General features: G+C 23.3%; 41 protein-coding genes. 22 read left to right on the top strand and 19 right to left on the bottom strand.

Annotated elements, in window-relative coordinates:
* Positions 1 to 392: 392 nt before the first annotated feature.
* The 6 genes from AACL22_RS00480 to AACL22_RS00455 all read right to left on the bottom strand — a co-directional run bounded on the left by AACL22_RS00480 (position 393) and on the right by AACL22_RS00455 (position 3,758).
* The gene (locus tag AACL22_RS00480) at positions 393 to 1,328 is read right to left on the bottom strand and encodes an IS30 family transposase (RefSeq protein ID WP_338988736.1); all 936 of its coding nucleotides are present in this window, start codon (positions 1,326 to 1,328) and stop codon (positions 393 to 395) included.
* 39 nt (positions 1,329 to 1,367) lie between these two features.
* The gene (locus AACL22_RS00475; RefSeq protein WP_338988734.1) at positions 1,368 to 1,547 is read right to left on the bottom strand and encodes a hypothetical protein; all 180 of its coding nucleotides are present in this window, start codon (positions 1,545 to 1,547) and stop codon (positions 1,368 to 1,370) included.
* A 28-nt stretch (positions 1,548 to 1,575) separates the two neighbouring features.
* Positions 1,576 to 2,082 carry an IS3 family transposase gene (locus tag AACL22_RS00470; RefSeq protein WP_338992937.1) on the bottom strand — a complete coding sequence of 169 codons (507 nt, stop codon included), beginning with the start codon at positions 2,080 to 2,082 and terminating at the stop codon, positions 1,576 to 1,578.
* 140 nt (positions 2,083 to 2,222) lie between these two features.
* On the bottom strand, positions 2,223 to 2,519 hold the full coding sequence (locus AACL22_RS00465) for a hypothetical protein (RefSeq protein ID WP_338988732.1): 297 nt from the start codon (positions 2,517 to 2,519) through the stop codon (positions 2,223 to 2,225).
* A 121-nt stretch (positions 2,520 to 2,640) separates the two neighbouring features.
* The gene (locus tag AACL22_RS00460; RefSeq protein ID WP_338992935.1) at positions 2,641 to 3,354 is read right to left on the bottom strand and encodes an IS3 family transposase; all 714 of its coding nucleotides are present in this window, start codon (positions 3,352 to 3,354) and stop codon (positions 2,641 to 2,643) included.
* A 140-nt stretch (positions 3,355 to 3,494) separates the two neighbouring features.
* Positions 3,495 to 3,758, bottom strand: a complete 264-nt coding sequence (locus AACL22_RS00455; protein WP_338988671.1) for a hypothetical protein — start codon at positions 3,756 to 3,758, stop codon at positions 3,495 to 3,497.
* A 496-nt stretch (positions 3,759 to 4,254) separates the two neighbouring features.
* On the opposite strand from AACL22_RS00455, the gene AACL22_RS00450 reads away from it, so the two are divergent.
* The 5 genes from AACL22_RS00450 (at position 4,255) to AACL22_RS00430 (ending at position 7,823) form a co-directional block, all read left to right on the top strand.
* Complete coding sequence (locus AACL22_RS00450) at positions 4,255 to 5,352, top strand: hypothetical protein (RefSeq protein WP_338988730.1); 1,098 nt, start codon at positions 4,255 to 4,257, stop codon at positions 5,350 to 5,352.
* Between the two features lie 20 nt (positions 5,353 to 5,372).
* Complete coding sequence (locus AACL22_RS00445; protein ID WP_338988728.1) at positions 5,373 to 5,885, top strand: lipoprotein; 513 nt, start codon at positions 5,373 to 5,375, stop codon at positions 5,883 to 5,885.
* Between the two features lie 87 nt (positions 5,886 to 5,972).
* Entirely contained in the window at positions 5,973 to 6,236 is a 264-nt protein-coding gene (locus AACL22_RS00440; protein ID WP_338988671.1) for a hypothetical protein, read from the top strand.
* Positions 6,203 to 7,132 carry an IS3 family transposase gene (locus AACL22_RS00435; RefSeq protein ID WP_338992933.1) on the top strand — a complete coding sequence of 310 codons (930 nt, stop codon included), beginning with the start codon at positions 6,203 to 6,205 and terminating at the stop codon, positions 7,130 to 7,132. The genes AACL22_RS00440 and AACL22_RS00435 overlap by 34 nt, the downstream gene beginning before the upstream one ends.
* A gap of 166 nt (positions 7,133 to 7,298) precedes the next feature.
* Complete coding sequence (locus AACL22_RS00430) at positions 7,299 to 7,823, top strand: lipoprotein (protein ID WP_338988726.1); 525 nt, start codon at positions 7,299 to 7,301, stop codon at positions 7,821 to 7,823.
* Between the two features lie 12 nt (positions 7,824 to 7,835).
* Here AACL22_RS00430 and AACL22_RS00425 read toward each other — a convergent pair whose 3' ends face one another.
* The 3 genes from AACL22_RS00425 to AACL22_RS00415 form a co-directional block, all read right to left on the bottom strand.
* Positions 7,836 to 8,591 carry an IS3 family transposase gene (locus AACL22_RS00425; protein WP_338992931.1) on the bottom strand — a complete coding sequence of 252 codons (756 nt, stop codon included), beginning with the start codon at positions 8,589 to 8,591 and terminating at the stop codon, positions 7,836 to 7,838.
* Positions 8,592 to 8,731: 140 nt separating this feature from the next.
* Entirely contained in the window at positions 8,732 to 8,995 is a 264-nt protein-coding gene (locus AACL22_RS00420; protein ID WP_338988671.1) for a hypothetical protein, read from the bottom strand.
* 50 nt (positions 8,996 to 9,045) lie between these two features.
* Positions 9,046 to 9,543 (bottom strand): hypothetical protein, encoded by a 498-nt coding sequence (locus AACL22_RS00415; RefSeq protein ID WP_338988724.1) that lies wholly within the window; start codon positions 9,541 to 9,543, stop codon positions 9,046 to 9,048.
* A 334-nt stretch (positions 9,544 to 9,877) separates the two neighbouring features.
* Here AACL22_RS00415 and AACL22_RS00410 point away from each other — a divergent pair, with 334 nt between their 5' ends.
* From AACL22_RS00410 to AACL22_RS00385, 6 genes are all read left to right on the top strand, one after another.
* Positions 9,878 to 10,339, top strand: coding sequence for a hypothetical protein (locus AACL22_RS00410; RefSeq protein WP_338988721.1), 462 nt, complete (start codon positions 9,878 to 9,880; stop codon positions 10,337 to 10,339).
* 17 nt (positions 10,340 to 10,356) lie between these two features.
* Positions 10,357 to 11,457 carry a hypothetical protein gene (locus AACL22_RS00405; RefSeq protein WP_338988719.1) on the top strand — a complete coding sequence of 367 codons (1,101 nt, stop codon included), beginning with the start codon at positions 10,357 to 10,359 and terminating at the stop codon, positions 11,455 to 11,457.
* Between the two features lie 6 nt (positions 11,458 to 11,463).
* The gene (locus AACL22_RS00400) at positions 11,464 to 12,402 is read left to right on the top strand and encodes a hypothetical protein (RefSeq protein ID WP_338988716.1); all 939 of its coding nucleotides are present in this window, start codon (positions 11,464 to 11,466) and stop codon (positions 12,400 to 12,402) included.
* Positions 12,392 to 13,852 carry a hypothetical protein gene (locus tag AACL22_RS00395; RefSeq protein WP_338988714.1) on the top strand — a complete coding sequence of 487 codons (1,461 nt, stop codon included), beginning with the start codon at positions 12,392 to 12,394 and terminating at the stop codon, positions 13,850 to 13,852. The genes AACL22_RS00400 and AACL22_RS00395 overlap by 11 nt, the downstream gene beginning before the upstream one ends.
* Positions 13,853 to 13,875: 23 nt before the next feature.
* A complete protein-coding gene (locus AACL22_RS00390) occupies positions 13,876 to 14,511 on the top strand; it encodes a hypothetical protein (RefSeq protein WP_338988713.1) in 636 nt (211 codons plus the stop codon).
* Between the two features lie 139 nt (positions 14,512 to 14,650).
* Positions 14,651 to 14,941, top strand: coding sequence for a hypothetical protein (locus AACL22_RS00385; protein ID WP_338988712.1), 291 nt, complete (start codon positions 14,651 to 14,653; stop codon positions 14,939 to 14,941).
* 25 nt (positions 14,942 to 14,966) lie between these two features.
* Here the strand turns inward: AACL22_RS00385 and AACL22_RS00380 are convergent, their stop codons facing one another.
* From AACL22_RS00380 to AACL22_RS00340, 9 genes are all read right to left on the bottom strand, one after another.
* Positions 14,967 to 15,143, bottom strand: coding sequence for a hypothetical protein (locus tag AACL22_RS00380; protein WP_338988709.1), 177 nt, complete (start codon positions 15,141 to 15,143; stop codon positions 14,967 to 14,969).
* Between the two features lie 6 nt (positions 15,144 to 15,149).
* The gene (locus tag AACL22_RS00375; RefSeq protein ID WP_338988706.1) at positions 15,150 to 15,623 is read right to left on the bottom strand and encodes a hypothetical protein; all 474 of its coding nucleotides are present in this window, start codon (positions 15,621 to 15,623) and stop codon (positions 15,150 to 15,152) included.
* Positions 15,623 to 16,198 (bottom strand): ERF family protein, encoded by a 576-nt coding sequence (locus tag AACL22_RS00370; protein WP_338988703.1) that lies wholly within the window; start codon positions 16,196 to 16,198, stop codon positions 15,623 to 15,625. The genes AACL22_RS00375 and AACL22_RS00370 overlap by 1 nt, the downstream gene beginning before the upstream one ends.
* Before the next feature lie 76 nt (positions 16,199 to 16,274).
* A complete protein-coding gene (locus AACL22_RS00365) occupies positions 16,275 to 16,928 on the bottom strand; it encodes a hypothetical protein (RefSeq protein WP_338988702.1) in 654 nt (217 codons plus the stop codon).
* Entirely contained in the window at positions 16,919 to 17,335 is a 417-nt protein-coding gene (locus AACL22_RS00360; RefSeq protein ID WP_338988701.1) for a single-stranded DNA-binding protein, read from the bottom strand. Before AACL22_RS00360 ends, AACL22_RS00365 begins: the two co-directional genes overlap by 10 nt.
* A gap of 2 nt (positions 17,336 to 17,337) precedes the next feature.
* A complete protein-coding gene (locus AACL22_RS00355) occupies positions 17,338 to 17,475 on the bottom strand; it encodes a hypothetical protein (protein ID WP_338988699.1) in 138 nt (45 codons plus the stop codon).
* Between the two features lies 1 nt (position 17,476).
* Entirely contained in the window at positions 17,477 to 17,650 is a 174-nt protein-coding gene (locus AACL22_RS00350; protein WP_338988696.1) for a hypothetical protein, read from the bottom strand.
* A gap of 190 nt (positions 17,651 to 17,840) precedes the next feature.
* The gene (locus tag AACL22_RS00345) at positions 17,841 to 18,125 is read right to left on the bottom strand and encodes a hypothetical protein (RefSeq protein WP_338988694.1); all 285 of its coding nucleotides are present in this window, start codon (positions 18,123 to 18,125) and stop codon (positions 17,841 to 17,843) included.
* Positions 18,126 to 18,685: 560 nt separating this feature from the next.
* A complete protein-coding gene (locus tag AACL22_RS00340) occupies positions 18,686 to 18,904 on the bottom strand; it encodes a hypothetical protein (RefSeq protein WP_338988692.1) in 219 nt (72 codons plus the stop codon).
* Between the two features lie 290 nt (positions 18,905 to 19,194).
* Between AACL22_RS00340 and AACL22_RS00335 the strand changes: the two genes are divergently transcribed.
* The 8 genes from AACL22_RS00335 (at position 19,195) to AACL22_RS00300 (ending at position 24,368) form a co-directional block, all read left to right on the top strand.
* A complete protein-coding gene (locus AACL22_RS00335) occupies positions 19,195 to 19,320 on the top strand; it encodes a hypothetical protein (protein WP_338988689.1) in 126 nt (41 codons plus the stop codon).
* Between the two features lie 197 nt (positions 19,321 to 19,517).
* Positions 19,518 to 19,676 carry a hypothetical protein gene (locus AACL22_RS00330; protein ID WP_338988687.1) on the top strand — a complete coding sequence of 53 codons (159 nt, stop codon included), beginning with the start codon at positions 19,518 to 19,520 and terminating at the stop codon, positions 19,674 to 19,676.
* A 300-nt stretch (positions 19,677 to 19,976) separates the two neighbouring features.
* Positions 19,977 to 20,840 carry a formate/nitrite transporter family protein gene (locus AACL22_RS00325; protein ID WP_338988684.1) on the top strand — a complete coding sequence of 288 codons (864 nt, stop codon included), beginning with the start codon at positions 19,977 to 19,979 and terminating at the stop codon, positions 20,838 to 20,840.
* A gap of 96 nt (positions 20,841 to 20,936) precedes the next feature.
* Positions 20,937 to 21,200, top strand: coding sequence for a hypothetical protein (locus AACL22_RS00320; protein ID WP_338988683.1), 264 nt, complete (start codon positions 20,937 to 20,939; stop codon positions 21,198 to 21,200).
* Positions 21,167 to 22,081 (top strand): IS3 family transposase, encoded by a 915-nt coding sequence (locus AACL22_RS00315; RefSeq protein ID WP_338992929.1) that lies wholly within the window; start codon positions 21,167 to 21,169, stop codon positions 22,079 to 22,081. The genes AACL22_RS00320 and AACL22_RS00315 overlap by 34 nt, the downstream gene beginning before the upstream one ends.
* A 102-nt stretch (positions 22,082 to 22,183) precedes the next feature.
* Entirely contained in the window at positions 22,184 to 23,476 is a 1,293-nt protein-coding gene (xseA, locus tag AACL22_RS00310) for an exodeoxyribonuclease VII large subunit (RefSeq protein ID WP_338988681.1), read from the top strand.
* On the top strand, positions 23,466 to 23,687 hold the full coding sequence (xseB, locus tag AACL22_RS00305; protein WP_338988680.1) for an exodeoxyribonuclease VII small subunit: 222 nt from the start codon (positions 23,466 to 23,468) through the stop codon (positions 23,685 to 23,687). Before xseA ends, xseB begins: the two co-directional genes overlap by 11 nt.
* Before the next feature lie 6 nt (positions 23,688 to 23,693).
* Positions 23,694 to 24,368, top strand: a complete 675-nt coding sequence (locus tag AACL22_RS00300) for a hypothetical protein (protein WP_338988679.1) — start codon at positions 23,694 to 23,696, stop codon at positions 24,366 to 24,368.
* A 36-nt stretch (positions 24,369 to 24,404) separates the two neighbouring features.
* Here AACL22_RS00300 and AACL22_RS00295 read toward each other — a convergent pair whose 3' ends face one another.
* Positions 24,405 to 24,596: a hypothetical protein gene (locus AACL22_RS00295; protein ID WP_338988678.1), complete on the bottom strand. Its 192-nt coding sequence runs from the start codon at positions 24,594 to 24,596 to the stop codon at positions 24,405 to 24,407.
* A 175-nt stretch (positions 24,597 to 24,771) separates the two neighbouring features.
* Here AACL22_RS00295 and AACL22_RS00290 point away from each other — a divergent pair, with 175 nt between their 5' ends.
* The 3 genes from AACL22_RS00290 (at position 24,772) to AACL22_RS00280 (ending at position 26,277) form a co-directional block, all read left to right on the top strand.
* Positions 24,772 to 25,014 carry a hypothetical protein gene (locus tag AACL22_RS00290; RefSeq protein ID WP_338988676.1) on the top strand — a complete coding sequence of 81 codons (243 nt, stop codon included), beginning with the start codon at positions 24,772 to 24,774 and terminating at the stop codon, positions 25,012 to 25,014.
* A gap of 73 nt (positions 25,015 to 25,087) precedes the next feature.
* Complete coding sequence (locus tag AACL22_RS00285; RefSeq protein ID WP_338988675.1) at positions 25,088 to 25,675, top strand: hypothetical protein; 588 nt, start codon at positions 25,088 to 25,090, stop codon at positions 25,673 to 25,675.
* A gap of 113 nt (positions 25,676 to 25,788) precedes the next feature.
* Positions 25,789 to 26,277, top strand: coding sequence for a hypothetical protein (locus tag AACL22_RS00280; protein WP_338988674.1), 489 nt, complete (start codon positions 25,789 to 25,791; stop codon positions 26,275 to 26,277).
* Positions 26,278 to 26,377 lie beyond the last annotated feature (100 nt).

Raw genomic sequence — 26,377 nt, 5'->3', positions numbered from 1 at the left:
ACGATTTTTTCAGTAGAAAGGGATAATTCCTTAAATAGATAAATTTTTCATCTTCTTATTCCATAGGAATTAAGAAATTTGTTATTGAGTTTTTCATTTTGAATAAGGGTAATAATTCCTTCATCGACTTTTATTAATGAAGTTTTTGTTTGTAAATAACGATAATAATTTGGGTAGTCGGAAAAAAGCTTAGTTTTTATAAAAATTATAAATAAAGTAATTAAATATGTAAATTGTACTATGAAGTGTAGCACTTTATTTGATTTCATTATAACATCAATAAAATAAATGTTCAATATAATTTATTTTAAAAAATTTAGTAGTTTTGTCTTAAATTTATAAATTTTGACACACCGAAAAATAAAATGATTAAAATTTTATAAGTAATTATATTAAAAATTAAACATTTGTATAAAAACTTCTTTTGAAGATAGTCAATGTAAAGATTTTTTAAGTTTAGAGTTTATTATATTGGCAACTTCTTGATAATAATTTCTTGAATAAATACTTAAATAAATTCCTTTGGAAAATCAATGTCTAAAATCACGAATTGCTCTTTCAACTTTTGGTTTTTGTGTTGGAGTTCCAGCGTCACAAAAATATACTTTAGCATTTGTTATTTTTTCAATTTTTTCTCAATCAGCAAATTCTTTGCCTTGATCTGTTATTATTCCTTTGCATCTATCTTTAAAAAATCTGTTAGAAAAAATTCGTTTTAATGCGTTTGTAACTTCTTTTGTTGTTTTTTCTTTTAATGGTTCAATGATTTTAAATTGCGTTAATTCTTCGATTAAAACTAAACAAACACTATTATTTTTACCAACCATAGTGTCCATTTGAAATCAACCAAATTCATATTTATCATGTTTTGCTTCTTCAATAGTTCTAAAATTTCTTATTTTACCGCGATTATCAATCCTATTTTTTGTTTTATATTTTCTACCATGAAAATACAAATTATATTTCTTGAAATTTAAAAATCCCAAATGAATATATTTATATAAAGTTTTAAAACATACTGGAAATTTAATACCAAACTCTTTTTCATATTTTTTACAGATTTGTTCTGGTGAATCATGAAATTTGTTATATTTTTCATCTAGTCATTCTAAAATATTTAGCAATAATGATGATTTTTTAAAACATTTTTGTTGTTTTTGTAAATAATCTTCGTGTGCTAATTTAGCGTCATATTCATTATCTTTTAACCTTTTTATTTCTCGTCTAATTGTATTGCGATTTTTATGCAATATTTTTGCTATTTTAGATATATTGGGTTTACCATTTTTTCTTTTTAAAGAATCAAGTTCTAATAAATCTTTTAACATTAGAGTGCACCCATTTTAGTAAGTACTAATAAAAAGTATTTACTTTTTTTTAATTATATCTTTTTCTTTACGATTTGAATATCATGTATTTCATTTTATAACATCTTGTATATATTCTTCATGTGAATTATATATTTTATTATGGATTGTAGCTTTCTTAAGTAATGAATGAAAACTTTCTATAACAATATTATCTGCACAGTGGTAATTTTTTCCCATTGAAATTGTAATACCGTTAGATAAACATTTATCGTGATAAATAGTGGATGTATATTGATATCCGTGATCTGAGTGAATTATTATTCCATTCAGATCTTTTTTTTATTAATTTTATTTTATTAATTGCATCATTTAAATTATCCATTACTAATTTATTGTCATTATATTTAGATCACTTTACATCAACTATTTCTTTAGTATATCCATCAATAATTGTTGATTGATAATATCTTTCTCCTTTTCAAATTAAATATGTTACATCAGTATATAGTACTGAAAACCTTGTTTTTATATCATTGAATTTACGATTAATTAAATCAGGATATTGCAATAAGCTTTTTTCTTTATTCTGTTTATATTTCATTTTTCTTCTCATTTTTCTTACATATTCAGATTGTATTTGATTATCACGCATAATTCTTAAAACTTTTTTTGAATTATATTTTATACCATAATCTTCCTTTAAATATTTAGTAATTCTTCGATAACCAAATTGTTTTAAATTTTCTTTATAGACTTTTACAATATCATTTATTGCTTTTTTATCTTTTTTGCTACTGTCATAATTTTTATATTTATCTCAATAACTACGTTTTAACCCTGTTACTTCTAGTAATAATTTTATTGAATATTCACAAAAATTTTGTTTAATAAAAGAGACAATTCTTAGTTTGCTTAATTGTAAAAGTCATGGAGCTTTTTTAATAATTCATACCTTGTTTTATAATATTCTAAATTTCTTTTGGCAAAAGAAATTTTAGGTCCTTTAGGATTGTTTAATTTTCCTTTTTTATGATTTGCTCATCAAGATTCTACTGTATTTGCATTTATATTATATTGTTTTGCTACTATTCAACAACTTTTTTGTTTAATTTCCTCAATGATTTTTGTTCTAAATTCTGATGTATATTTGTTATATTTTTGTCCTTTTTTTTGCCATATAAAAATGCACCCCCTATAAAAATTTAGCAAAATCTTTTTTTATTTTACTTACTTTTTGGGGTGCACTCTAAACTCTCTTTTTTTATTCTTGTCCGATTAACAAGTCAGCATATAGAGTGCACCCATTTTAGTAAGTACTAATAAAAAGTATTTACTTTTTTTTAATTATATCTTTTTCTTTACGATTTGAATATCATGTATTTCATTTTATAACATCTTGTATATATTCTTCATGTGAATTATATATTTTATTATGGATTGTAGCTTTCTTAAGTAATGAATGAAAACTTTCTATAACAATATTATCTGCACAGTGGTAATTTTTTCCCATTGAAATTGTAATACCGTTAGATAAACATTTATCGTGATAAATAGTGGATGTATATTGATATCCGTGATCTGAGTGAATTATTATTCCATTCAGATCTTTTTTTATTAATTTTATTTTATTAATTGCATCATTTAAATTATCCATTACTAATTTATTGTCATTATATTTAGATCACTTTACATCAACTATTTCTTTAGTATATCCATCAATAATTGTTGATTGATAATATCTTTCTCCTTTTCAAATTAAATATGTTACATCAGTATATAGTACTGAAAACCTTGTTTTTATATCATTGAATTTACGATTAATTAAATCAGGATATTGCAATAAGCTTTTTTCTTTATTCTGTTTATATTTCATTTTTCTTCTCATTTTTCTTACATATTCAGATTGTATTTGATTATCACGCATAATTCTTAAAACTTTTTTTGAATTATATTTTATACCATAATCTTCCTTTAAATATTTAGTAATTCTTCGATAACCAAATTGTTTTAAATTTTCTTCATAGACTTTTACAATATCATTTATTGCTTTTTTATCTTTTTTGCTACTGTCATAATTTTTATATTTATCTCAATAACTACGTTTTAACCCTGTTACTTCTAGTAATAATTTTATTGAATATTCACAAAAATTTTGTTTAATAAAAAAGACAATTCTTAGTTTGCTTAATTGTAAAAGTCATGGAGCTTTTTTAATAATTCATACCTTGTTTTATAATATTCTAAATTTCTTTTGCCAAAAGAAATTTTAGGTCCTTTAGGATTGTTTAATTTTCCTTTTTTATGATTTGCTCATCAAGATTCTACTGTATTTGCATTTATATTATATTGTTTTGCTACTATTCAACAACTTTTTTGTTTAATTTCCTCAATGATTTTTGTTCTAAATTCTGATGTATATTTGTTATATTTTTGTCCTTTTTTTGCCATATAAAAATGCACCCCCTATAAAAATTTAGCAAAATCTTTTTTTATTTTACTTACTTTTTTGGGTGCACTCTACATAAACTCTTTTTTACGGAAAAAGATTAAACCTATGCTTTTAATTATATACCAATAGTTCACAATTACAATATATTTTGTATACAAATACTAAACAAATAATATAAAAATGTTATAATGAAATTGAAATAATTATTTATTAGTATATAATATAAAGCAAGAATGATGTAGGGTCATTTTCTTTTTTATTTAACTAAAATAATAATATCATACTATTTTACCAATACAATACTTTAATACAAAAAATAATACATTAAACTTAATATATTTTATTGCTAATTTAGCTCTTAAAACGCGTAATAAGGGTTATTTAACAAGATAAATTTATTAAAATAAGCGGCTAATTTTGCTTATATATATATATATATAATACTGGTAAATCTTGGTAAAAGGTTTCAAGATAAAGAAAAGGAGAAAAACAAGTATGAAAAAATTACTAAGTTTATTAAGTGTGTTAACAATTAGTGGGGTTGCACCGTTGATTGAAAGTTCTTGTTCTTGTTCTAATAAAAATAATGAAAAAAAATTAAAAAAAGATGATGAAAATGATATTAATAAATTAAATTGAGGAAATTTAGGTATAGAAAAAATAAATAGAGTAAGAAGAAATGCAATAATAAATAATAAATATCAACATGTATTTAAAACTAATGGGTCTAACAAACCAACAGAACAACAAATTAAAGAAAAAGTAAAGGAATTAAATCCCCAAGTAAATATTAATAAAATAAATGTTACAGAGATTACTGAAAATAGTGCAGTAATCACTATAACTGGTTATAGTAGTAAAAAAACAATTAATTTTACAGTTGACAAATCTGTACCAATAAACGACATTATTAAAATTACTCATTTAGGAGAAATTGATATAAATGAATTTGGTGGTACTTATGATGAACAATTATTTAAATATTTTTTAAAAAAATTAAATTCACAATTAGATATTAATAAAATTAATGTCACAGACATTACTGCAAGTAATAATATTAATGTTAATTCAAATGATACAAGTATTTATACTGGTGAAATAAATATTACTTATAGTAGGCCAATAAAATTACTTATTAAAAACCTTGAATTAGGCTCAATTAAAGTTAATAATTATTTACCAACAGAACAACAAATTAAAGATAAATTAAAAGAAAAAAATCCACAATTAAAAAATAACATTATAAATTATTTTGAAGTTAAAGATATAACTTCAAGAAATGCAAAAATATCTTTTATAAGAAACGATATTTTAAGTGGTGAAGTAGTTGTTAATTTTATATCTAATATTAATTTAAATAAAATTATTACTCAAACTAATTTATGTGAATTTATAACTGAAAATTTATCTAATCCAACAGAACAACAAATTAAAGAAAAAGTAAAGGAATTAAATCCAATTTTAGATGAAACAAAAATTAAAGTTGAAAATATTAGCAATAACAGAGCACATATTAATTCTTCTGATACAAATACTTATACAGGACATATAATTGTTGATTATACTGTTTCAATAGAAACACTTAATTGATAATAAAAAAGGGAAATAATTAAATGAAAAGATTATTAAGTATTATTAATGCAATATCATTAGTAGCAACAAGTACAACAAGTTTAGTTGCTTGTAATACACCAAATGAATATACACCAGAAGAATTAACAAAACTAAAAGAAGAAAACAAAATAAATACTGCTAATCAAGAAATAAAAGATAACTTAGAATGAATAGCACCACAAGAAAAACCATTCAATAAAGTTGATAATAAATGATATTATGTAGTATGGCGTGGGAATAAAAATAAAAAATGATATTTAAGTAAATTTAATAATGATATAGATTTAAATTCTATTTCATTAAAAAGAAAACTTGATCATTATAGAGAACATGATTTATTTGTTTACCCAAAAGGTTTAGTTATAAATAGATATGATTTTACTTATGAGCCCAGTAAATGATGAGAATTAAATAGTAATTATTTTAAATTTGTTTATCGTTGAAATTTAGATATTAAAGAGCCCGACTTAATTATTGATGATAAAGGTAATGTAAAAGTTAAGGGTAAATAGAAAAAGAGATAAATTTAGAGTACACCCCAAAAAGTAAGTAAAATAAAAAAAGATTTTGCTAAATTTTTATAGGGGGTGCATTTTTATATGGCAAAAAAAGGACAAAAATATAACAAATATACATCAGAATTTAGAACAAAAATCATTGAGGAAATTAAACAAAAAAGTTGTTGAATAGTAGCAAAACAATATAATATAAATGCAAATACAGTAGAATCTTGATGAGCAAATCATAAAAAAGGAAAATTAAACAATCCTAAAGGACCTAAAATTTCTTTTGGCAAAAGAAATTTAGAATATTATAAAACAAGGTATGAATTATTAAAAAAGCTCCATGACTTTTACAATTAAGCAAACTAAGAATTGTCTCTTTTATTAAACAAAATTTTTGTGAATATTCAATAAAATTATTACTAGAAGTAACAGGGTTAAAACGTAGTTATTGAGATAAATATAAAAATTATGACAGTAGCAAAAAAGATAAAAAAGCAATAAATGATATTGTAAAAGTCTATGAAGAAAATTTAAAACAATTTGGTTATCGAAGAATTACTAAATATTTAAAGGAAGATTATGGTATAAAATATAATTCAAAAAAAGTTTTAAGAATTATGCGTGATAATCAAATACAATCTGAATATGTAAGAAAAATGAGAAGAAAAATGAAATATAAACAGAATAAAGAAAAAAGCTTATTGCAATATCCTGATTTAATTAATCGTAAATTCAATGATATAAAAACAAGGTTTTCAGTACTATATACTGATGTAACATATTTAATTTGAAAAGGAGAAAGATATTATCAATCAACAATTATTGATGGATATACTAAAGAAATAGTTGATGTAAAGTGATCTAAATATAATGACAATAAATTAGTAATGGATAATTTAAATGATGCAATTAATAAAATAAAATTAATAAAAAAAGATCTGAATGGAATAATAATTCACTCAGATCACGGATATCAATATACATCCACTATTTATCACGATAAATGTTTATCTAACGGTATTACAATTTCAATGGGAAAAAATTACCACTGTGCAGATAATATTGTTATAGAAAGTTTTCATTTATTACTTAAGAAAACTACAATCCATAATAAAATATATAATTCACATGAAGAATATATACAAGATGTTATAAAATGAAATACATGATATTCAAATCGTAAAGAAAAAGATATAATTAAAAAAATAGTAAATACTTTTTTATTAGTACTTACTAAAATGGGTGCACTCTAAATAAATCACTTTTTTTTACAAGCTATGTCATTTTATGATGTAGAAACTTGAGGTTCTTCGTCTGGAGGAGGAATATGATTAGATATTGGAATAGGATTAAAAATATTTAATTAGAATAAAAAAGTTACTAATTTTTATTTTTATAAAATAAAGGAGAAAATAAGTAATGAAAAAAATATTAAGTCTTTTAGGAACAATTACTTTAATTGGAACAAGTACAACAAGTTTAGTTGCTTGTAATACACCACAAGAATATACAACCAAAGAATTAAAAGAACTAAAAGAAAAGAATAAAATAAATACTGTTAACCAAGAAATCAGAGAAAATTTAGAATGAATAACACCACAAGAAAAACCATTTAATGAGGTAGATAATAAATATTATTATGTAGTGTGAAAAGGAAATAATCAATTAAATATAAATAAATTTAAAAATGATGAATTTCCAAAACAAATAATACCTAATAATAATGGTAAAGATAAAATATTGATTAATTATGGTGATTCTATTGTCGGAAAACAAAGACAAAAAGAATTATATTTTGTTTATAGAAATTCACTTAAAATTAAATATTGGTCTGAAGACAACGGGGAATATTTTAAATTAGTTTATCGTTGAAATTTATTAGATAAACCATCACCCGATTTAGTTATTGATGAAAATGGTGATGTAAAAGTTAAAGGAGAATAAAAAAGAGATTTACTAGAGTGCACCCATTTTAGTAAGTACTAATAAAAAAGTATTTACTATTTTTTTAATTATATCTTTTTCTTTACGATTTGAATATCATGTATTTCATTTTATAACATCTTGTATATATTCTTTATGTGAATTATATATTTTATTATGGATTGTAGTTTTCTTAAGTAATAAATGAAAACTTTCTATAACAATATTATCTGCACAGTGGTAATTTTTTCCCATTGAAATTGTAATACCGTTAGATAAACATTTATCGTGATAAATAGTGGATGTATATTGATATCCGTGATCTGAGTGAATTATTATTCCATTCAGATCTTTTTTTATTAATTTTATTTTATTAATTGCATCATTTAAATTATCCATTACTAATTTATTGTCATTATATTTAGATCACTTTACATCAACTATTTCTTTAGTATATCCATCAATAATTGTTGATTGATAATATCTTTCTCCTTTTCAAATTAAATATGTTACATCAGTATATAGTACTGAAAACCTTGTTTTTATATCATTGAATTTACGATTAATTAAATCAGGATATTGCAATAAGCTTTTTTCTTTATTCTGTTTATATTTCATTTTTCTTCTCATTTTTCTTACATATTCAGGTTGTATTTGATTATCACGCATAATTCTTAAAACTTTTTTTGAATTATATTTTATACCATAATCTTCCTTTAAATATTTAGTAATTCTTCGATAACCAAATTGTTTTAAATTTTCTTCATAGACTTTTACAATATTATTTATTGCTTTTTTATCTTTTTTGCTACTGTCATAATTTTTATATTTATCTCAATAACTACGTTTTAACCCTGTTACTTCTAGTAATAATTTTATTGAATATTCACAAAAATTTTGTTTAATAAAAGAGACAATTCTTAGTTTGCTTAATTGTAAAAGTCATGGAGCTTTTTTAATAATTCATACCTTGTTTTATAATATTCTAAATTTCTTTTGCCAAAAGAAATTTTAGGTCCTTTAGGATTGTTTAATTTTCCTTTTTTATGATTTGCTCATCAAGATTCTACTGTATTTGCATTTATATTATATTGTTTTGCTACTATTCAACAACTTTTTTGTTTAATTTCCTCAATGATTTTTGTTCTAAATTCTGATGTATATTTGTTATATTTTTGTCCTTTTTTTGCCATATAAAAATGCACCCCCTATAAAAATTTAGCAAAATCTTTTTTTATTTTACTTACTTTTTGGGGTGCACTCTAATTTTTCTCAATAAAAAGTAAAAAAAATGATGTGCTGTAAAATTAGCGGACATAAATGTATAATTAACTTCCTGAATTGAAATAGTATTATCATTATTAATATATTTAATAGCTTCATCCGGATCATTAATTTTATAATTAGTTAATTTATCATTAAATTTGTTAATTTCTCTATTAATTGGTTTACCTACAAAAGATGTATCTCCCCAACTCATTTTAGTAAAAAAATCTTCTTTATTTCCCAAAAATTTAAAATTAGTATAATTAAATGGAAAATCTGAGCCAAAATTTAATGTAAACCATAAAATTCCACCTTTTGGTTTTTTATATCAATCTATTCAAAAAGATTTTTTCTTATGATCATTATTATAGTATAATATTTTTTCTTGTTTTTTATAAGAACTAGCGGCAATTATTGTTGGTACAGCACTACCACTAATTGTTAATACACTTAATAAACTAAACAATTTTTTCATACTTATTTTTCTCCTTTTCTTTATCTTGAAACCTTTTATCAAGATTTACCAATATTATATATATACAAGCAAAATTAGCGATTATTTTAATAAATTTATCTTTTAAAATACTCTTAATTACGCGTTTTAAGGGCTAAATTAGCAGTAAAATATATTAAGTTATATTTTCTTCTTCTCTATATTAATAGTTGTATTTATTAAAATAATAGTGTAAAATAATGTTAACGGTTTATCCTTTTAACAAAAAAGTAATTTACGGTTTATGCTTTCCGCCTTAAAAAGACTTATGCTGACTTGTTATTCGAACAAGAATAAAAAAAGAGAGGTTTATAAAATGGCACTTACAAAAGAACAATTAATCGAACAAGGTTTAAGTGAAGAAATTGTAGATAATATTTTAAATGAATTTCATAATGAAACAAAACAAATTATTGAAGGTATACAAAAACGAAAAGATACTATTTCAAAAGAAGATTATTTAAAAGTTGCTAATGAATTAGATGAATTAAAAGCATTTAAAGATGTTCCATCTACTAAAATTGAAGATATTAAAACTAATTTAGAAAAAGTTAGTGGTAGTTCTTTATCTGAAAAAATGCAAACTTTAAAAGAATTAAAACCTGATTTGTTTGTACAAAAACAACCAGCAGTTTCACCAACTAATATTATTAAAGAAATGATTGAAAAGTCTACTGAAAATAAGAATGATGAAATTGAAACTATTAAAGAAAAAGGAGCATATACTCCTGATGAAATTAAAAAAATAACTGATTATACACTTAAAAACCTTAGATAATAAGGGAGTGAAATATTATGGCAACAATTAATTTGCCACAAGTACCTTTTATATTACAAGGTAATACAACAGACCAAAAAGCGTATGTTGATATGGTTAATGCTTTATTGCGTGGACCTTTATATAATGAATATGCAAGTATTATGCAGTATGCTACTGCAACCGCAGAACAAGTTGCTTGATTACCAAATGCTGGTCAAGCACTATATAATTTAACTCATCGTGTGGTATGACAAGATGATTATTCATTACCAAATGGTGGGACAACTCAAACAATGGGATTAACAAGAATTCCAGTTCCTATTGATAAAAGATTTAATTTAAAATTAATGAATGAAGCTTTTGACTTAGCATTAATAGAACAAAATATTAAAAATGGCGTTATTGCTGATGCTATTTCTAGTGTTGTACAGAATAAATTTGTTAATTTAGAATGTGAATTAATTCAGGCTATTTATGATTATTGTTTAGCAGATGGTCAATATGAAGTAATTCCATTTCGTAGTTATACAGCTGAAAATGCTGATGATGCAAATAGAGCATTCTTTACATTAAATGAAACTTTGATTGAATTAACAAATCAAATTAGTAATTTATATTTTGGTTTGCCAACTGATAAAATGTTTATGGTTTTAGGTCGTAGGGCGTATTTAGGATTAACACCTGCTTATTTAAAAGTAATTGGTTCACAAGCTCAATTAAAAGCAATGGTTAATGGTGAATTATATGAAAATACTGCAATGGGTATTCCTGTATCAAAAAGTTTTCATTTAGAAAAAACATATACAAAAGGACAAGTTAACCGTGATAAAGGTTATAATTTTACTAATGTAAATGGTTTATTTTTAAATAAACAAGTATGAGCATATCCAATTAATATGGATACTATTCAACAAGTTTTAGATAATGATACTGCTAACCCTAAATGAATTGGTAAAGTTCAATATGCAACACCAACTATTTTATATCCAAAAACATGTAAAATTATTTTGGAAAAACAACCAAGCCAAGATGAAATTACTGCCGCTAAAAGTAATCTAAATAAAACTTTTAGAGTTCCAGTTGATTATCTAATTTCAGCAACAAAACCAGAATCAAAACCAAATAATCAAGGTTAATATAAAATGAATTTATTAATATTACGCGTTTTAACTTTATTAGTATCTAATTTAGAAAATAAACCTTTAATAAGTAAATTTGTAAATTTAATTAATAGAGTTAATCAAGTTAAAAATAAAATATTAAAGCCAATTAATTATATTAGTGATAAATATAATAAAATTACAAATAAAGTTGAAGATATTTATCAGTGATTAAATCCATTTACTTATTTAGATTTAATTAAAAAAGGTCATAAAAAAGAAATACAACAAATATTAAGTCAATTAGAAAAAGATAATAATATTAAAAATAGAGAACAATTTAAAAATGAAAATTATTTAAATACTAATTGACAACCTTTAAATAGTAGTTGGCTTGATAGTGGTATGTTTAATATTACAAATAAGTTAACTTTAACAGGTAATTTAACTATTTTAATATATACAAAAACAGCAAAACATCCGAAATTTTATGGTCCATATGTTTATCCTAGTGTTCCAGTTGAAATTTGAAAATTATTAAGTAATGCTGTATCTAATGCAGGAACTTTATTTTGGCGTTATTGATTAAGAAAATGATTACCTAGTCATTTAAGAAATTATATTAAAAAACGATTACCACAAGCATTAAAAGAAAAATATCCCAAAGGAACTACTAAATTAACATTACCAACAGTTCAAAAATTACAACAAATTAAAAAGTTTATTAATAATTTAAAAATTGGACATTTTAATTTTAATTTTGCTGGTGAAATTAATAATAAAAAATGATATTGTGAACGCCGAAGTGATGTTAAAAATATTAAGAATTTATATAAAACACCAGTTAAAAATATGTTTTACAAAACTAATCAAACTATTAAAACAATTAAGAAAACAAAAACAAGAGTTAATAGTTATAAGCCAAGTAATTTTAAAAAAAAATATCGTAATCAATTAAGAGGTGTTTTATATGGAAAATAATTTAAGTAATTTGTTATTTATAACAGTTGAAGATGTTAAAGAAAGTAAACTTTGACAGCCTATTAATGATAGAAAACAATCTGCTTATAATGATAATTTAATTTATAATGCTATTTTAAAAACTAGTTTATGAATGGATAGATTATCAGGTGGGACAATTTCCAATAAAATAAATAAAAAAGATTTATTTCCATGAGTAAAAAAAGATAATACTGGTTTAATTGAAAATGATAAATGATTAAGTTATATTCAATCTGCTTGTTTATTAGCAGTTATAAATTGATATTTACCAAAAGGAGTTAATGATTTAACTGGTAGTGCTTCATTTTCACAAGGTGGTGTTGCTTATTCACAAACTAATGATCCTGAGGCAAATGAAAATATTACTCGTGATGTTAAAAATGCTTTAAAATTAGCCGGTGAAATAATTGATATTATATCTAGTAAAACAGTATCTAGACCTTATAATTATAGTTTAGATAATTATGCTCATCCATGAGAAGAAGAATATAAACATATTAGTAAAAAAACTTTTTATCCAACATTATTATTTTGATTAAAAGATAGAATTGTTAAAGATAATAGTATTAATATTAGTTATCCTACAAAAAATGATTTTAGTAAAATTGATTATAATGAATATATTAAATTAGTCGTTCCGTTTGATAATGATACTATTTATGAAGAAAATGGTGTTTGAAAAGCAAAACAAAGTAATGAAATTCCATCGGATGTTATTAAAGATAGTTATTTAAATAAAAATTATATTGAAAAAGTTGATGATAAATATATTGTAAAAACATCACAAGATATTAATACTAAACAAGATAAATTAGTAAGCGGTACAAATATTAAAACTATTAATGGTTCTTCATTATTAGGCAGTGGTGATATATCTATTAGTGGTGGCAATGATTGAGAATTAATTAATTATCCAGAAGCAAACGAAAAATTAACATTTAAAATTCCAGATTATGATTTAACAAAATATTACTATAAAATATCAATTTCAATAACAGATTATGCATCTGCTAATAAATTTGTAACACATTATTTTGAAACAATATCACAAAAATCAATTTTTTCATTTTTAGCAGCTAATTCTTATGAAAGCATAATAATTAAGCAAGATGGATCAATTAAAAATGAAACAAATAATATTGTTATTAAAGATTTAACAATTAAAAGAAAATTAATAAATAATAGCGAATTAATGTCAAATGAACCACATTCTATTTATAATCGTGATATGGATATTGATTTACCCAAGTATCAAGAAGAAACATCGGACTCTTATGATATAGTGATAAGAAAAATAAATAGTGCAACAACTATTAATGAATTAAATTTATTTGAAAAACATCCAATATGAAGAATTATTTCAAATAATAGAAATGATATTAAAGAATTATTCAATAAAAAATGATTAGAATTAAATAAAAATGAATAAAAAATTAAATGAGGTAAATAATTATGAAACAAGATAAAACAACTTGATTAAAGGGTGCCTTACCTTGAAATTGATTTAAAAAAGACCCTATTCCGACTTATAATTGAACTCATAAAGATATTAGAGAATGAGAAAGAAAATATAAAATTCGTAGTTGAGTAGTTAGTTTTTATACATTGATATTTTTAGCATTAAATTGTTGATTAGAGTATGGGATGATTAATGGCATTAAAGACCAAATTAATTGGTATAATTATGGACAATATTGAGGTAATGGAATTGCTATTTTGATAACACCTTTATTTACACACGGAATTCAAGGTATATTTGTTGCTAGTAGTAAACCAAAAGTAGATATGAAAATTGATATACCAAGATTAAAAATATCTAAAATGGGATTAGTATTTACAATATTACCTTTAATTACTTTAATAATTTCTTTAATTATTATTTGAATTGATAAATCAAAATGAAAAAAAGACCATTTAAGACATTGTTTTGACTGCCGTATTAATCCGCGTGTCGTTCAACCACGAATAGCTAAACAATGAAATAATTTAGATGGCATAACAGAAGAAAAATTAAAAAATATACAAAATGAAAATATTAAAAAACAAAAACAAGAAGAAAATAAACAAGAATTAAATATAAACAAATAATTAAATTTTATTAAAATAGACTATATTTATAGGGGTGGTTGATATTTTTGGGTGGTTATATAGTTTAATTTATAAATTATTTTGTTCTGAAAGGATGGATGGCCACTGTTTGAGTAAGGAAGAGAAAGGAAGTAAAAAAATGTTAAATGATACATTAATGATTGCTTTACTTGTATTAGCGGGTGCTGGTGGAATGGGTAGTCTTGGTATTCTTGGATTATCTGCTAAGAAAATTAAAAAATATAAAGCAGAAATTAGAGAATTAAGAACAGCTGTTATTGCACACGAAAAACATTTACGAGGACCTGAATATGCAACAGAATTAGCACTTAAAACAGGTCAAATTAAAAATGTTAAAAAACAAGTTAAAGTAAACAACAAAAAACAAGAACAAAAAGATGCTATTAGACAACTAACAAATAGTATTTAAAAAAATAACCTTAATTGGTTATTTTTTATTTTTCTTTATTGTGTTTTATATAAAAATTAATAAGATGTTCTATTCGTTGTGAATAAGTATCAAAATTTAATTTATTTCAAACTTTTTCTTCATTTTCATTTAAGTAAACATTTATATTACGAATTTTACAAGAATAATATTTTCTTGTTTTTTGATTGTATGATTGTTTCATAATATATTACCTCTCATAATGAGCAATAATAATTGCATCGCGTAAATGATTACTTATTTTATCATTATTATAAAATCAACCCTTACCATATTGATAAGTTAAATTAGTATCTTTATCAAATTTTCATAAATAACTATCATTATATTTACTTAAATTTTCCATATTTTTAACCACTGATTTAGTATAACGGGGTGATATTCAATTAACATTATTTAATTCGTGTGTATCATATTTAATTACTCCAATTATTTTTAATAAATCATCACGGTCTTTTGAACCATTAGCATTTGTATATAAGCAATTTTCAATGTTTACAAGACAAACACTATTGCAGTGTTTAAATAATATATCTTTAATAAAATCAACTTGTTTTATTCATAAATAATTAGTAAATTCTAATTTTTCCTTTAATTTATTATCTTCATAAACAACAATAGCGGTAGTACCAGTTCCTGATGGGTCAATACCTATTTTTATCATTATCTTAAAAATCTTTCTTTAAATTGATAATAAAAATCTTCGCTTTGTTTTCTAATCAGAACTGGTGATAATTTTTCAACATTTAATTCTTCTTTTAATCAATTTTTACCTTTTGAAATAATATCTTGTTCTATTTTTGTATTTGTAATAAAATTTTTAATATTATTGAAATGCTGTTCACTCATTCAATTTGGATTTGAGTTGTTAATAATTTCTGTTTGTTCTTTTTCTTGTGTAGAATTAATTTTACTTATTTCACTATTATCGGGGTCTAATTCTTCGGTTGGTAAACCTAATAGTTTGCTTAAAACATATTTAACTCCATAAGTTAATGCTGACCCAATACTTTTAGCGGGGTCAGTATTTTTCCCTGTAAAAGGTCAATAAGTTTTAATTTCTTCTGTTTCTTTACATAAAGTTAATTCCATTTCAAAATATGGTATATCATTAATTACTTTTAAAGTATCTTTCACATAACTCCAAATATATGTAATATGATGCTTTTTAAATTCTTTTTTAACTAATTCTAATACTTGTGCTTCACCAAAATAGTTATAAATTGTTCTACCATTCATTTGCATTGTTTGGTTTTTTTATAAATATAATGATAAATCGTGTTGTATTTCACCAATACTTACTATTAATGTTTTTTTAGTTTCTTGTGGCATTTTCTCATTCCTCTCTTTCTTGTCATATTAAAATTGCTTCTTTAATTTGTTCTAAATTTTGTTTAGTAATATCAACTTTTTCTTTAATTACTATTTTTAATTTTGGATTTATAATTATCATTAATATTTTTTTATTATCTATACAAAAGTCTTTTTCTAATAAATAATAAAGTTTTAATTGCCAAATATAGCGTTCAATATCTGTTTTCTCATTAGAACTAGTAATTTTTCAATCACATATTATATATTCATTATCAGTTGTTATTCCAATAAAATCAGTTGTCCCACACATTAAAGGACTATAAAGTGTTTTTTCAGTTTCATAATATTTAAATTTAATATCTTTAAAAGTTTCTTGATATAGTTTTGTAAAATTTTTAAATAATTCACGATGTGATTTTATTTCACAATCAATAAATTCAATTAATTCATCATCAAAATTATTTTTTATTCAAACATCAATCATATTATGTAAACATATTCCACGATTTTGTGCTAATTTTAAAATATTCTCATCAATTTGTGAAAAATCTTTTGGCACTAAAATATTAACAATTTTACTTACACTAGGTATTAAAATACTATACTTATGTAATTCATCATTAAAAATATATAAAGGTTTTAAATCTAATCTCATAAAATTGTTTCATCATTACCAATATTTTGATTATCATTATTAAATAATTCTTTTGTCTCAGATGAATTAAATTCTATTTTTTCTTGTGGTTTATCAGATTTTTTTAAATCATTATTTGTATGTAAAAATTCATAATTAGATACTTGAACTATTCATTCAGTTTTATTATCTTTATTTTTAAAAGATTTTAAAACACCAGTAATTGCTATTTGACTACCTTTTTGACAATATTTTTGTAAAGTAATTGCTTGTTTATTTCAAACTTGACAAGGAATAAAATCAGTTTCTTTTTGTTTTGAATATGGGCGAGTAATTGCTAAATTAAAAATAGTATATTCTTTTCCATTACTTGTTTTCTTAATTTCAATATCTTTTGTTGTTATACCAATTCCAATAAATTTATTCATTATTAAATTTCCTCCAAATTCTTTTCCATAATTAAAGTATCAATATATTCATAAGCACTTTCTTCTGAATGACATTCTTCTAATGCTTCATTAAATAAATCTTCTTCGGTATAAACTTTGCCATTTTCATCTTTTCACATATTATTCACATCCTTGTCATTTAATATTTTCATTTTCTAAATCAATAATAGTTGTTAATCATTCTTGTTGATTTTCAACATTAACAGTAGTTTTTGCTTCTTCTAATGTATAAAAACAGCTCGTTTTAAAATCACTATATTTACTTTTCATTACCAGTAAGTATCTTTTATTCATAATTTAATTCCTCCTAATTCTTTTTAGTATTTAATGCTCAATGTTCATCTGTAATATCTTCAAATGATACTGAATAACTTTTAAGCATTAATTCACTTAATTTATTTTCTTAATTGCATTCTTTATGAAAACAATAACCTCAATATCTTTTTTTAATACAAGTTTTATTTAACTTTTTCATATATACCTCCTAAATTATTCCTTTGTTTTTTTTCTCAAATTGCAATATTTTTCAACCATCAGAAGCTAAATCTAAAATATCGTTAATTTTGTAATATTGCATATAAGAAGCAATAACATCTCATTTATCTTTAAATAAATTTAAGTACATTTTGGCTCATTCTAAACATTGCAAATCATAATGTTTTTTATGATGTGAAATACGACAATTAATAGGTTGACAATTAACTCAATAAAATGATGTTGTTATTTCATTTCAAGTTTTATTAATATATTTACTTTTATATTCTGTCATTTATTTTTTCCTCCTAGTTTTAACTCGCTGGCACTCACTCCCAAGTGAAAGTGCCAAGCGAGAATTAGTTATATAAGTATTTATCTATTTATTTACTACGCCATCCGCTTCACTGGGGGTGAGCGGTGGCGGTATGTTAATTGTTTGAATGTTTAATAATACACAGTTGTTTTTTCTTTTTGAAGCCAGAGAGTTTTCTCTCTCTTCATCCGCACCATTTCAGGTCAAAGCGTTCAGTTTTTAAAATAAATCTACTCGCACCTTGAAGAGCCTAATGCTAGCTTTGTGGTTATTAAAACCGCTGCCATCCTCTATGGGATAAATCTATCGCAAATTTATTTATAAAGTGACCATCTCTTTGTTTATTGTCGTTTGATGTTGACCTTGCACTTATCACGACTATCGCTTAGTTATAAAACCAGCGCCGATTTACTTTTTTCCTCATACACTATTTCAGTACTTGCCTCGGCTGGCTGTGGGAATGAGTGTAAACTCATGTTCTTATGGAAGCACTTAGTTAAAAATAACTGTCCCACACTGCATTAAGTTGTTTTATTAAATTAAAGTTTTAAAAAACCAGTTTCATAATCAAAGATAATTTTTGAATTTTCCAGTTTCTGATAAAACCGCTTTTTTTTATCTTTTGTATGATTTAATAACTCTTTATGTTTTTTACAAGTTCATAAAACTTTATTTGATACAAATTCTTCGGTAATGAATGATATTTCTTTATAGCAATCACTAACATCACATATTGTTTGTTGATTATTAATTTCCATTACTTACTCCTTCCTTTATTAAGTTTTTTTATTAGCAAATTAATTAACTGAAACAGAGAAAGGACAACACCTTAAAATTGAAGAAAAAACAGGTACACTTTGTAAAAATTTCTAAGATATTTAATAAATGTGTAAACAACTTAAAGAGGGTATCAAAAAGTTGTAATAAAAGTTTCTATTTTAAGAATTTAAGATGCTGTCCTTTCTCTGAATCAATTAATAATTTTGGTTTAACAAATAAAAAAACCATTTTAGTAAATGGTTTAATTTATTATTTCTATTCAATTTCTATGTATTTGTTAAAACCCTTCTTTTTTCCATGCGACCATAAAGATACTATTGTTGGTAAAGATAAGAAATCAGCATGTTTAACATTAACAGAAGAATTAACTAAATTTACCTTTTTAAAAAATTAAAAGAAAAAAATTCAACAGAAGTATTAGAAACTTTAAAACAAATTTTTAAAAATAAACTTTTAAAAAAACATTTAAAGGGAATTATAACTGATCAAGGAAAAGAATTTTGAAATTGAAAAGATATTGAAAAACATCTTAAAACAAATGTATATTTTTGTGATAAAGGTAGTCCTACACAAAAACCAATTGTAGAAAGAATGAATAGAGATATAAGGCGAGAATTACCAAAAAGTACTGATTTTAGAATTATTAAACAAGATAAAATAGATTGAATAATTAATACAATTAATGATAAGATAAGACCTTGTTTAAATTGAGAAACACCAACACAGTTATTTAATAAATATATTAAATAAATTTATTAAATAAAAAAACTTAATAAATTATTTTTTAGTGTGCCCAAATATACTAATTTTAAATAAATTAAAAAAATAATTTAAAAATACTTGCAAACTTATTTTTAAGTGCTATTATTTTAATTAATAAGAGTAGGAAATAACTAATTGCATTTACACTATACAATTTAAAAAAAGTTGAATTTTTTATAAATTTTGTTATCATTTAGTCATAAACGAAACTTAATTTGTTTTTAATTACTTAATTTTATTAAAAACCTAAGAATTTAGAGAAATAAAATGTGAAAAAGAGGAGAAAAAATGAGGGACGAAATTAAAAAAGAAGAAAAAGTAGATAATTCCGATAGTTATAGCAATGAGGATAGTTTTGTAAATATTTATAAGTATGCGTTAAAAAAAGGAAATAGTTCATTTTATAAAACCTTTTTAATGGGTTTAGCCGCTGGTTTATTTATTGGATTTGGTTATATTGCTGCAATTACGGCAACAAAGGGAAATTGAGATAATATCCCAATTGGTTTAAAAAGTTTAGTATTTGGTCTTGTCTTTACTGTTGCAATTACAATGATTGTTTTTCTTGGGGGAGAAATGTTTACATCAAATTCTAAAGCATTGATTGTTGTTTTTAAAAAACAATTAAATGTTGGAAGATTTGTTAGTAATTTATTTATTGTTTTAAGTGGTAATTTCCTAGGTTGTTTAGTGATGGCTGGTTTAACAGCGTGAGGTGGTTTTTTAAATCATACGCCTGGTTCTGAAACTGATTTTTATAATAATGCGGTAATCTTAATTAATGGAAAATTAGAACACAAATGATGAGAAAACTTTGGGAGTGCCATTTTATGTAACTTTTTAGTTGCTGGTTCGATTTATGCTGCACATACAACTAAATCAGCCGTTGCTAAATTCTTTGTTGTAAATTTAATTATTATGGCTTTTGCAATTTCTGGATTTTCGCATGTAGTTGCTAATTCATATTTATGATTTTTACAACCATTTTTAAAAATTTTTGGAACAAGTGGTGGTTGAGCAGATTTTGGAAAATTTGCTTACAATGTTCAATTACCAACTTTAATTGGAAATTTCTTAAGTGGAGGAATTTTCTTACCATTTTTATATTATTTTATTTATCGAAAAGATGTAAAAGAAAAATTAACACTTTAATTGCTTTTGAAAAAAAGAAAAGTTTAGAGTGCACCCCAAAAAGTAAGTAAAATAAAAAAAGATTTTGCTAAATTTTTATAGGGGGTGCATTTTTATATGGCAAAAAAAGGACAAAAATATAACAAATATACATCAGAATTTAGAACAAAAATCATTGAGGAAATTAAACAAAAAAGTTGTTGAATAGTAGCAAAACAATATAATATAAATGCAAATACAGTAGAATCTTGATGAGCAAATCATAAAAAAGGAAAATTAAACAATCCTAAAGGACCTAAAATTTCTTTTGCCAAAAGAAATTTAGAATATTATAAAACAAGGTATGAATTATTAAAAAAGCTCTATGACTTTTACAATTAAGCAAACTAAGAATTGTCTCTTTTATTAAACAAAATTTTTATGAATATTCAATAAAATTATTACTAGAAGTAACAGGGTTAAAACGTAGTTATTGAGATAAATATAAAAATTATGACAGTAGCAAAAAAGATAAAAAAGCAATAAATGATATTGTAAAAGTCTATGAAGAAAATTTAAAACAATTTGGTTATCGAAGAATTACTAAATATTTAAAGGAAGATTATGGTATAAAATATAATTCAAAAAAAGTTTTAAGAATTATGCGTGATAATCAAATACAATCTGAATATGTAAGAAAAATGAGAAGAAAAATGAAATATAAACAGAATAAAGAAAAAAGCTTATTGCAATATCCTGATTTAATTAATCGTAAATTCAATGATATAAAAACAAGGTTTTCAGTACTATATACTGATGTAACATATTTAATTTGAAAAGGAGAAAGATATTATCAATCAACAATTATTGATGGATATACTAAAGAAATAGTTGATGTAAAGTGATCTAAATATAATGACAATAAATTAGTAATGGATAATTTAAATGATGCAATTAATAAAATAAAATTAATAAAAAAAGATCTGAATGGAATAATAATTCACTCAGATCACGGATATCAATATACATCCACTATTTATCACGATAAATGTTTATTTAACGGTATTACAATTTCAATGGGAAAAAATTACCACTGTGCAGATAATATTGTTATAGAAAGTTTTCATTCATTACTTAAGAAAGCTACAATCCATAATAAAATATATAATTCACATGAAGAATATATACAAGATGTTATAAAATGAAATACATGATATTCAAATCGTAAAGAAAAAGATATAATTAAAAAAAATAGTAAATACTTTTTTATTAGTACTTACTAAAATGGGTGCACTCTAGTTGTTACTTTAATAACATTTCTTTTTTAATTATTTTATTGTTTCAATGATATTATTAATTGGAAGATATTAATAATGGAGGGGAAAATGAGTAAAAATATTTATACAGTTAGTGAAATTAATTATTATTTAAAAACAATAATTGAACAAGAACCAAATTTAATTAATATTTCTCTACAAGGAGAAATTTCTAATATTACAAATCACTCTTCAGGACATGTTTATTTTACAATCAAAGATGAAAAAGCCCAAATTCGGGCAATTATGTTTGCGTTTAATGCAAAAAACTTACAATTTAAATTAAAAGAAGGTTTAAAAATTATTGCAACAGGTTCTATTAAGGTATATGAGCCGCAAGGAATATATAGTTTACAAGTAGTTACTTTATCTTTACAAGGTGTTGGTACTTTGTTTTTAAAATATGAAGCCTTAAAACAAAAATTAAGTAAAAAAGGTTGGTTTGATCAATCTTTTAAAAAACCAATTCCACGGTTTCCAAATAATATTGGTGTAATAACAGCTCCAACTGGTGCTGCCATTCGTGATATTATTACTACAATTCATCGCCGTTTTCCTCAAGCAAACATTTATTTATTTCCAAGTTTAGTGCAAGGAAGTGACGCAAAACATGATATTCGAGCAAAAATTAAGGCAGCACAGGCATTTACTCCGCAGCTTGATACATTAATTGTTGGTCGTGGTGGGGGCAGTATTGAAGATTTATGAGCTTTTAATGAACTTGAAGTTGTTGAAGCAATTTATCAAGCAACTATCCCAGTTATTTCAGCTGTTGGTCATGAAATTGATTTTACTTTAGCTGATTTTGTTAGTGATTTACGAGCACCGACACCAACGGCGGCGGCTGAATTAGCAACACCTGATCAGAAAGAATTAGTTAATTATTTGCAACAACAACGCCGTCATTTAATTAATCTTATTAAAGGCAAAGTTGATAAGATGCAAGATAAACTAAACGAATTAAAAAATAGTTATGTTTTAACAAAACCCCAAGCATTATATACACAATCTGAACATTCTTATCAATTATTATTAAAGCAGTTTAATGTTTTACAAGAAACATTCTTTATAGCAAATAAAAATATGATTCAAAATTATTATCAAAAATTAGTAAGAACAATTCAACAACAAATTTTAACAATTGAACATAATAAAAATAATTTAATAAGTAAATTAGACTTATTAAGTCCTTTAAAAACATTAATTCGTGGTTATAGTATTACTTACAATGAAAATAAAAATGTGATATCAGCAACCAATGATGTTCAGAATAATGATATAATAATGACACGTGTGCAAGATGGAATTATTCAATCAATTGTACAAGCAATTAATAAGGATGGTGAAAAAAATGACAAATAATAAATCATTTGAACAAATTTTAGAACAATTAAAGCAAATTGTTAATGATTTAGAAAATAATCAATTGCCATTAAATCAAGCAATTGATGCTTTTGAAACGGGCATTAAATTAACAAAATTAGCGGAAACTAAATTACAAGATATTAAAGATAAAGTCACTAAAATTGTTAAGGATAATAACCCAACTGATTTTAAAGTTGATGAAAAATAATTTATTATGGCAGGGCAAATTTTTGAACGTAGTGGCTGAGTTAAAAAAAATAATATTAAAATTTGGAAAAAATTGCATGAGTTAAAATTAAGTCGGGTGATTTTAAAAGATTTTAAAACTTTTGATGAAAAAGATATTTTAATTAAAAATTTTGTTTATTTATTACGATTAAATAATTTAGATGAGCAAGAATATTTTGATAGTATTATTTTAATTAAATTAGTTTTAATTTATTATCATATGCAATATATTCGTCATACCGATGTAAAACGTGAACAAGAACAAATTTTAAAAGTAATTAAGAAATTAAAAAGCAAAATTTTTGTTAATTACCTCGATGATAATTATGAGGAAACAATTTTTGCAAATAATGACATTACAAATTCAAAAATTAAGATGTATTATAATTTTAATTTACTTTATAATTTTATTGCTAATGTTTTTTATCAACCTTTTGTTAACCTTCCAAATCATGAATTATATTTTAATTATGGTTATTATCTTGTTTTTTTAATTAATTTAACAGTAATGAGAAAGTTATTAAAGGATAGTAGTAATGTTGAAATTTATAAAATAAAATTAGATGTAACAGCTTACTGTCATTATTTGATTGGAAAAATTACACCATTATATTTCAATAATTTTGTTCAACAAATTAATTATTTTTTACAAAAGTATTAAGTGGGGTTAAAAGATGAAATTACAAGATTATCAGCATTATACTGATTTAAAAAATTTAAAAACATCTGTTCGTTTTGAATGACTAATTCATGTTGCTAATGTTCCAATTGGAATCGAATATTTTATTGATATTAGTTTGTATGAATAATGACTAAGATAGAAATCTTGTATAATTTGTTTTTTTAAGTCTTGATCATATTTATTAAATTTTTGTCCTTTTTGTGCCATTGTGTAAATTCCTCCTAAATAGTATTTTATCTTTTTTTCTGTTCTCATTTAGGAATACACATCGTTAAATATTTTACTCAGCAATTAAGTTGTTAAAAGTACTCCTGTGCTTGTTTTTCTTTTTCTTTTTTTAAATATAATAATAGGTATCTTGTTGAAGGAAGGCGGCATATTGATGAAGAAGTTATTAACCCTTTTTAGTGCTTTTGTGTTAGGTAGTGGTAGTGTGTTTGGGATGGCTAGTTGTAGGCCACGAATAAAAGAAGATAATAAAAATAAACTAGATACTAATAGAGACCTTGACCATATGAATGATATAAAAAGGGAAGCAAAACAACATTTAATAGTTGATGAGAAGAACATACAACGATTGATATTAATGCTGTTCGTGGACAAGAAACATCATTTAATGCATTAGTTTCAATATTAAAAGAAAAAAAGAATTAACTTTACTTGACAAAGAAATTCAAGAGTGGCGTTTTCTGGCACGATTGTTTACTGAGTTTATTAATGAATTTAATAATTTTAATCGTTCATTAGGAATCAAATATTCAAATTATTATCATACCACAAAACCATTGGTATTATCTGAAAATGATAGTTCTTTTAACTTAACAAATATTAATTTTGATAACATAGCAAAATTCATACCACTTTCTTCTAAAAATGTATTAGCACTAACAGTTAAATTTAATATTATGTATGAAGTTAAATTTAAGGAGTTGCAAGTTCGTGATTCAATTAGTGGTTTAATTGTTGTAAGTAATGACTTAGTAGCTGTAAATCATATGCAAGCAGATCTTAAAGATTATTTTATTACTTTTATTGATATTCTTTTTGCTAAGCAAAATTATAGTATGGTTGATAGACACAATAGTGATTTTAATGATGTAGCAAATGTGCCTGATGCTGTTTGAAATATTATTCGTACCGAATTAAATCGCCTTAATATTACATTTTTTTCTAAAGTTGTTCCATATGGTAATTTACCGTCTTTATATAAGTTAACTGATAATATTTCAAAACAGTATGCATCTGTTTTATTATGAGCAGGTGAAGGCTATAGCCAGATAAATTAACATGGCAAAATATCTTGTATTTTTTTCAAAGAGTACAATTTCCTAATGGACTTATTTCTGAAGGAAAATATTATGTTAAAGCAAATATAGCATCTTTAAATTCATGCGATTTTATGATTGAAAATTTACCTTTACAAAATGACAAATCTGAAATAGTTTTAAAAAAACCATTTAAGATTTTAATGGAAAAAGAACCAGTTGATCGAAAATTAACACAATTTTCTGAATTAATAATGGATTTTTGACATTATTATAAATTAGAAACATTCAATGATAAGCTTGTTTTTCATATGTCACAAGTAAATTTCAATGCGTTAAAACAAACAATTGATTCTTTTGCTTCAGAAAGATTAGAATTTTCAAATATTGAGTTAATTTTTAGTTCTATTTTTGACTATTTCAATAAGAGAAGAACTGCAACTATAATTGCTGATACTCATTTTTCAATATGATTACCAGAACTCCATACATTTAATTTAGTTAAAAAATCAAATTCAATTATTATCGAATGATTTAGAAAAAAGGTTGAAAACGTTGAGAATTTACAAATTAAAATAAATTTTGGTTATAATAATTTTGGATATTCCTTTGTTCCCGTGTAGTATACCACACACATTTTGGAGATTGCAAGAAAAAATAATAAAATAATTAAAAATGATACATATATAAATAAAAATTCTAAAATTGACACACTAAAAAATA

It is taken from the genome of Spiroplasma endosymbiont of Seladonia tumulorum (genome assembly GCF_964020235.1).
Lineage (GTDB): Bacteria > Bacillota_I > Bacilli_A > Mycoplasmatales > Mycoplasmataceae > Spiroplasma.
The sequence above is the reverse complement of the archived record's forward strand: the minus strand, read 5'-3'. Positions and strand labels throughout refer to the sequence as shown.